This window comes from Rhodoferax sp., assembly GCF_014859475.1.
In the GTDB taxonomy this organism is placed as follows: domain Bacteria; phylum Pseudomonadota; class Gammaproteobacteria; order Burkholderiales; family Burkholderiaceae_C; genus Rhodoferax.
Window position 1 is genome coordinate 1 of record NZ_JACUUE010000143.1, and the last position, 6,562, is coordinate 6,562.

The window sequence follows — 6,562 nt, forward strand, 5'->3', positions numbered from 1 at the left end:
GCCGGGTGGTGTGGCAGGGGCGCCTCCTACAATGGAGGCCCCCTATGCCGATGTGTGGATTTGACGCAGGGTGGCGCCAGCGTTGTTGCGCAAGCCCAAGGTTTATTTTTGGTAACTGCCTGACTTTTGGTTAGGATGTTGCACTGATAAGGTTTCACGGTCATGACCATGCTCTGGATCACGTCGCTACACGTTGTTTTGTCGCCAGCTGGTGCGCCGGTTTGTTTTACCTGCCACGCAACATGACCATCATCGACATACCGGCTGTGCTCCCGGGCGACTGGCTGCTTGTGCTGAAACCTTTCTAGCGCGGTATGTCGCCACACAAGACTTCGGCATGGCCATTGGCGCTGGTTTATGCGGGCCTGATTGTTTACGCCAGCCTGTTTCCTTTTGAGGGTTGGCGCGACCAGGGCGTGATGCCCTGGTTTTTTCTGACCGCGCCGTTACCCAGGTACTGGACCGCGTTTGATGTGGTGGCCAATCTTGTGGGCTATATGCCGTTGGGTTTTTTCCTGGTGTTGAGCGCGCTGCGCACCGGGCGAGCGCGTTACGCCCTGCGCTTGGGGGTGTTGGCGGCGTCGGCGCTGTCGCTGCTGATGGAGTCGCTGCAGGTGTATCTGCCCAACCGGGTGCCGTCCAATCTTGATTTGATGCTCAACATGGCGGGCGGCGCATTGGGTGGCTTCGGTGCCTGGAGCCTGGAAAAACTGGGTGCATTGCAGCGCTGGAGTCGTTTCAGGGCCGAGTGGTTTGTCGATGATGCGCGTGGGGGGTTGGTGTTGCTGGCACTCTGGCCGTCGGCTTTGTTGTTTCCCACAGCCATCCCCCTGGGTTTGGGGCAAGTGGCGGAGCGGCTGGAGGCGAGGATCGTTGATCTGTTGCGCGATACCCCGTTTCTGGAATGGCTGCCACTGCGTGAGACCGAGTTGCAGCCCATGTTGCCTTCAGTGGCGTGGCTGTGTGTGCTGCTGGGTTTGTTGATTCCTTGTCTGCTTGGCTTCAGTATTATTCGTCGGGCTGGCAAACGCGCGTGGTTTTTGGTTTGGGTGTGCTTTTTTGGTGTCCTGGCGACAGCGCTCAGCGCGGCCTTGAGTGTGGGGCCGGAGTACGCCTGGGTTTGGCTCAGCGCGCCGGTCAAAGCCGCCTTGGCGAGCGCCATGGTGCTGGCAACAGCGCTGATAGGTGTGCCACGCCGGGCCAGTGCGGCGCTGGCGCTATTGGCCTTGGGCGTCAACCTGAGCCTGATCAACCAGACACCGGTGAGCCCCTATTTTGAGCAAACCCTGTTCCTGTGGGAGCAGGGGCGCTTCATTCGATTCCACGGTTTGGCGCAGTGGCTGGGCTGGCTTTGGCCTTTTGCAACTTTGGTCTATGTGCTAAGCCTGTTATGGCGCCAGGAATCAAAAAACTAAAATCTACCGAATGACACATTCAATTTCACCAAACTCTGCCGTTCAGCCTGGCGCTGAGACGGCGACCGGCACCAGCCATTACCAGCGGCACATCTTTTTCTGCTTGAATGAGCGCAGCAATGGCGAGGCCTGCTGTGCCCGGCATGACGCACAAGCGGCGTTTGAGCGCTGCAAGTCGCAAGTCAAGGCGGCGGGCTTGGCCGGGCCCGGGCAAGTGCGCGTCAACAAGGCGGGCTGCCTGGACCGCTGCGCTGCAGGCCCGGTGGCTGTGGTCTATCCGGAGGCTGTGTGGTACAGCTATGTGGATGCCAGCGACATCGACGAAATTGTCGAGTCGCACCTCAAAAACGGCCAAGTGGTGGAGCGACTTCTCACGCCCGCCGACTTGGGGTGCTAGACAGCCTCATGAAAAAAATACTCTTATCCCTTGCTGTGGCGTTTTGCCTTTCCGCGGCTGCGCAAACCCCGCAGCCGCCTGAAATTGCGGCGCGCTCCTACTTGTTGCTCGATGTCACTGCCGATCAAATATTGGCGCAAAAAGACATTGATTCACCCGTGGAGCAAGCCTCCCTGACCAAGTTGATGACGGCGTACCTTGTGTTTGATGCCCTGCGCAGCAAGAAGCTCGATCTCAAGCAAACCTTGCCGGTGAGTGAGCGCGCCTGGAGAATGCCTGGTTCGCGCATGTTCATCGATCCCAAAATGAAGGTGCCGGTGGAGGATTTGATCAAGGGCATGATTGTGCAAAGCGGCAACGATGCCACAGTGGCATTGGCTGAAGGCGTGGGTGGCACGGTCGAGCGCTTTGTGCAGCTGATGAATGATCAGGCCAAGGCCTTGGGCATGAATGCCACGGGCTACAAGAATCCTGAAGGCTTGACTGAAGCGGGCCACATCACCACCGCGCGCGACCTGAGCATTCTGGCGACGCGCCTGATGCAGGATTTTCCGGATTACGTGGCGTATTACGCGCTCAAAAAGTACCGCTATGAGGGCACGCCAGCGGCCAATGACCGCAATCGCAACCTATTGCTTTTTCGTGATCCGACGGTTGATGGCCTGAAGACCGGCTATACCAAAGCCGCTGGCTACTGTTTGATTGCCACAGCCCGGCGCGACGTGCCGGGGCTTGGTAAAGCCGGTGCCCCCGCCGCTTCACCCGAGGCGTTGGGAGGCCGCCGCCTGCTGTCGATCGTGTTGGGTGCTGTCAGTGAAAACGCACGCGCCAACGAGGCGCAAAAATTGCTGAACTGGGGCTATACCGCGTTTGAGGCGGTCAAGCTGTTCGATGCCAACCAGGCAGTGGTGATGCCGACCGTCTGGAAGGGCAAGGCATCCACCGTGGCGCTGGGCCAGACCCGAGCCATTGTGGTGGCTGTACCCACTGGCACGGGCGCCAAGCTCAGCACCCAGGTGATACGGCCGGAACCCTTGGTTGCTCCTTTTACAAAGGGTCAGCAGCTGGGGCTGCTCAAAATCAGCAGCGCGGGAGAGGCGGTGGCAGAGGTGCCCCTGCAGGTGCTCGAGGGTGTCGTTGAGGCCGGGGTGCTGGGGCGTGCCTGGGATGCTTTGCGCCTGTGGATCAAATGATAAATTTGCGCATGGGAACCTGACCTGCTATAGTTGCGGGCTTTTCGGAATTTCCGAAGAGATTCACGTTTTTGTCATTTTCAAGTTTCAAACGTTTAGGGACGTTTAGTTTTTAGGAGGCTCAATGCCAACCATCAATCAGTTAATCCGTCAGGGGCGTGCGGTTGAGACCGTCAAGTCCAAGAGCCCTGCGATGGAAAATTCTCCACAGCGCCGTGGTGTTTGCACCCGCGTTTACACCACCACGCCCAAGAAGCCAAACTCGGCTTTGCGTAAAGTTGCCAAGGTCCGTTTGACCAACGGCTTCGAGGTGATCTCTTACATCGGCGGTGAAGGCCATAACCTGCAGGAACACAGCGTGGTGCTGGTTCGCGGCGGTCGTGTCAAGGACTTGCCCGGTGTGCGTTACCACATCGTGCGCGGCTCACTCGACTTGCAAGGCGTGAAAGACCGCAAGCAATCGCGTTCCAAATACGGTGCCAAGCGTCCCAAGGCCAAATAAGCCGCAGGTTCGTTCAATTAAAAGGTGTTCGTTTGCTGCGTGGCGCAGGAAACGAGCGTAGTGACCCAATGTTCGGGTCGAGTAAGTGAGAGTCTTATTGATTAACTCTCGCGGTGTCTGCAAAGATGCCAGCTGAAGCAATAGAGGTGAAAAAATGCCACGTCGTCGCGAAGTCCCTAAACGTGAAATTCTGCCGGATCCTAAATTCGGCAATGTCGAGCTGTCCAAATTCATGAACGTGATCATGGAAGGCGGCAAAAAAGCGGTTGCCGAGCGCATCATTTACGGTGCCCTCGAGCAGATCGAAAAGAAGAACCCTGGCAAAGACCCGGTGGAAGCCTTCACCATGGCCATTAACAACGTCAAGCCGCTGGTCGAGGTCAAATCCCGCCGCGTCGGTGGTGCCAACTACCAGGTGCCCGTTGAAGTGCGTCCGGTGCGTCGCCTGGCACTCAGCATGCGCTGGATCAAGGAAGCCGCCCGCAAGCGTGGCGAGAAGTCCATGGCCCTGCGTTTGGCCAACGAACTCATGGAAGCCACCGAAGGCCGTGGCGGTGCCATGAAAAAGCGTGACGAAGTTCACCGCATGGCCGAAGCCAACAAGGCGTTCTCACACTTCCGCTTCTAAAAGGCGGCTGCGGCGAAGGCGTCATGCGTTGTTGCCAATCGCTGCCGTGCACCAGCACGGCCAGCGCACCTGCACCAGGCCTGAAGCCTTGTCGCTACGCCGTTGGGGTCACAAGCCTCTGCGGCATCGTCGTTTGAAATTTACAGATCAACCAAGGATCCATCATGGCTCGCCATACCCCCATTGAGCGCTATCGCAATATTGGCATTTCAGCGCACATCGACGCCGGTAAAACCACTACCACCGAGCGTATTCTTTTTTATACCGGCATCAATCACAAAATCGGCGAAGTGCACGACGGTGCCGCCACCATGGACTGGATGGAGCAAGAGCAGGAGCGCGGTATCACCATCACGTCTGCGGCCACCACCTGTTTCTGGAAAGGCATGGAAAACAACTTTGCCGAGCACCGTGTCAACATCATTGACACCCCCGGCCACGTGGACTTCACCATTGAAGTCGAGCGCTCGATGCGCGTGCTCGACGGCGCTTGCATGGTGTATTGCGCTGTGGGCGGTGTGCAGCCCCAGTCCGAGACGGTCTGGCGCCAAGCCAACAAGTACAAGGTGCCTCGTCTGGCCTTTGTCAACAAGATGGACCGCACCGGTGCCAACTTCTTCAAGGTCGTGGAGCAAATGAAATTGCGCCTGAAGGCTTCTCCTGTGCCCATGGTGATCCCGATCGGCGCGGAAGAGCACTTCACTGGCGTGGTTGACCTGATCAAGATGCGCGCCATCATCTGGGACGAAGCGTCTCAGGGCATGAAGTTCGAATATAAGGAAATTCCGGCAGAACTGCTGGAGCAAGCCAAAGAGTGGCGCGAGAAAATGGTCGAGGCCGCCGCTGAAGCCAACGAAGAGCTGATGAACAAGTACCTCGAAGAAGGCGACTTGACCGAAGACGAAATCAAACTGGGCATTCGCACACGCACCATTGCCAGCGAAATCCAGCCGATGTTCTGCGGCACCGCCTTCAAGAACAAGGGCGTTCAGCGCATGCTTGATGCCATCATCGAATTCATGCCGTCACCGGTCGATATTCCGCCGGTCAAAGGCATGGACGAGGACGAAGCGCCAGTGACCCGCAACGCCGACGACAAGGAAAAGTTCTCCGCCCTCGCGTTCAAATTGATGACCGACCCGTTTGTGGGACAGTTGACTTTTGTGCGCGTCTATTCTGGTGTGCTCAACAAGGGCGACACGGTCTATAACCCGATTCGCGGCAAAAAAGAGCGCATTGGCCGTATTGTGCAAATGCACGCCAACAAGCGCGAAGAAGTGGCCGAAATCGTCGCGGGCGACATCGCCGCCTGCGTGGGCCTGAAAGACGTGACCACTGGCGAAACCCTGTGCGATCCGTCGGCCATCATCATGCTCGAACGCATGGTGTTCCCGGAGCCAGTGATCACTCAGGCCGTCGAGCCCAAGACCAAGGCAGACCAGGAAAAAATGGGCATTGCCCTGCAACGCTTGGCGCAAGAAGACCCTTCGTTCCGCGTCAAGACCGACGAAGAGTCGGGCCAGACCCTGATTGGCGGTATGGGCGAGTTGCACCTTGAAATCATTGTGGACCGCATGAGGCGCGAATTCGGCGTTGAAGCCAACGTCGGCAAGCCCCAAGTGGCCTACCGCGAGACCATCCGCAAGACCATCGAAGACGCCGAAGGCAAGTTTGTGCGTCAGTCCGGTGGCAAGGGCCAATATGGCCACGTGGTGCTCAAGATCGAACCCAATGAAGCCGGCAAGGGCATTGAGTTTGTCGATGCCATCAAGGGTGGCGTGGTGCCGCGCGAGTACATTCCCGCCGTTGAAAAAGGCATTCACGAAGCTGTCAGCCAGGGCGTGTTGGCGGGCTACCCGGTGGTTGATGTCAAGGTGACCCTGCACTTTGGTTCTTACCACGACGTTGACTCGAACGAGCTGGCCTTCAAGATGGCCGCTATCTTTGGCTTCAAGGAAGGCTGCCGCAAGGCCAACCCGGTGATTCTTGAGCCCATGATGGCGGTCGAAGTAGAAACCCCGGAAGACTACGCCGGCAACGTGATGGGCGATTTGTCCTCACGCCGCGGTATGGTTCAGGGCATGGAAGACATGGTCGGCGGCGGCAAAGCCATCAAGGCAGAAGTGCCGCTGTCGGAAATGTTTGGTTACTCGACCACATTGCGCTCCATGTCCCAGGGCCGTGCCACTTACACGATGGAATTCAAGCATTACACGGAAGCCCCGCGCAATGTCTCCGAAGCCATCATGGCGGCAAGGGCGAAGTAATCAAGAATCTGTCTGCGATTTCGCACCCAGCGCTGCCCGTGGCGCCGGACCCAGTGACGAACTGCAAACATTAAACCAACGCACGGGCATTGCTCTTTTAAGGAATCAAAATGGGAAAAGAAAAATTCACGCGCACCAAGCCCCACGTCAACGTGGGCAC

General features: G+C 57.7%; 6 protein-coding genes. All 6 read left to right on the forward strand.

Going from position 1 to position 6,562, the window contains the following annotated elements; translation table 11 throughout:
- Positions 1 to 314 precede the first annotated feature (314 nt).
- Positions 315 to 1,415: a VanZ family protein gene (locus tag IBX54_RS11210; protein ID WP_296542739.1), complete on the forward strand. Its 1,101-nt coding sequence runs from the start codon at positions 315 to 317 to the stop codon at positions 1,413 to 1,415.
- Positions 1,416 to 1,425: 10 nt separating this feature from the next.
- A complete protein-coding gene (locus tag IBX54_RS11215; RefSeq protein WP_296542740.1) occupies positions 1,426 to 1,812 on the forward strand; it encodes a (2Fe-2S) ferredoxin domain-containing protein in 387 nt (128 codons plus the stop codon).
- Positions 1,813 to 1,820: 8 nt separating this feature from the next.
- Positions 1,821 to 3,005 carry a D-alanyl-D-alanine carboxypeptidase family protein gene (locus IBX54_RS11220; RefSeq protein ID WP_296542741.1) on the forward strand — a complete coding sequence of 395 codons (1,185 nt, stop codon included), beginning with the start codon at positions 1,821 to 1,823 and terminating at the stop codon, positions 3,003 to 3,005.
- A gap of 124 nt (positions 3,006 to 3,129) precedes the next feature.
- Complete coding sequence (gene rpsL / locus IBX54_RS11225; protein ID WP_223907615.1) at positions 3,130 to 3,507, forward strand: 30S ribosomal protein S12; 378 nt, start codon at positions 3,130 to 3,132, stop codon at positions 3,505 to 3,507.
- 154 nt (positions 3,508 to 3,661) lie between these two features.
- Positions 3,662 to 4,135, forward strand: a complete 474-nt coding sequence (gene rpsG, locus IBX54_RS11230) for a 30S ribosomal protein S7 (RefSeq protein WP_296542742.1) — start codon at positions 3,662 to 3,664, stop codon at positions 4,133 to 4,135.
- Between the two features lie 164 nt (positions 4,136 to 4,299).
- Positions 4,300 to 6,402 (forward strand): elongation factor G, encoded by a 2,103-nt coding sequence (gene fusA, locus IBX54_RS11235; RefSeq protein ID WP_296542743.1) that lies wholly within the window; start codon positions 4,300 to 4,302, stop codon positions 6,400 to 6,402.
- The last annotated feature ends 160 nt before the right edge of the window (positions 6,403 to 6,562 follow it).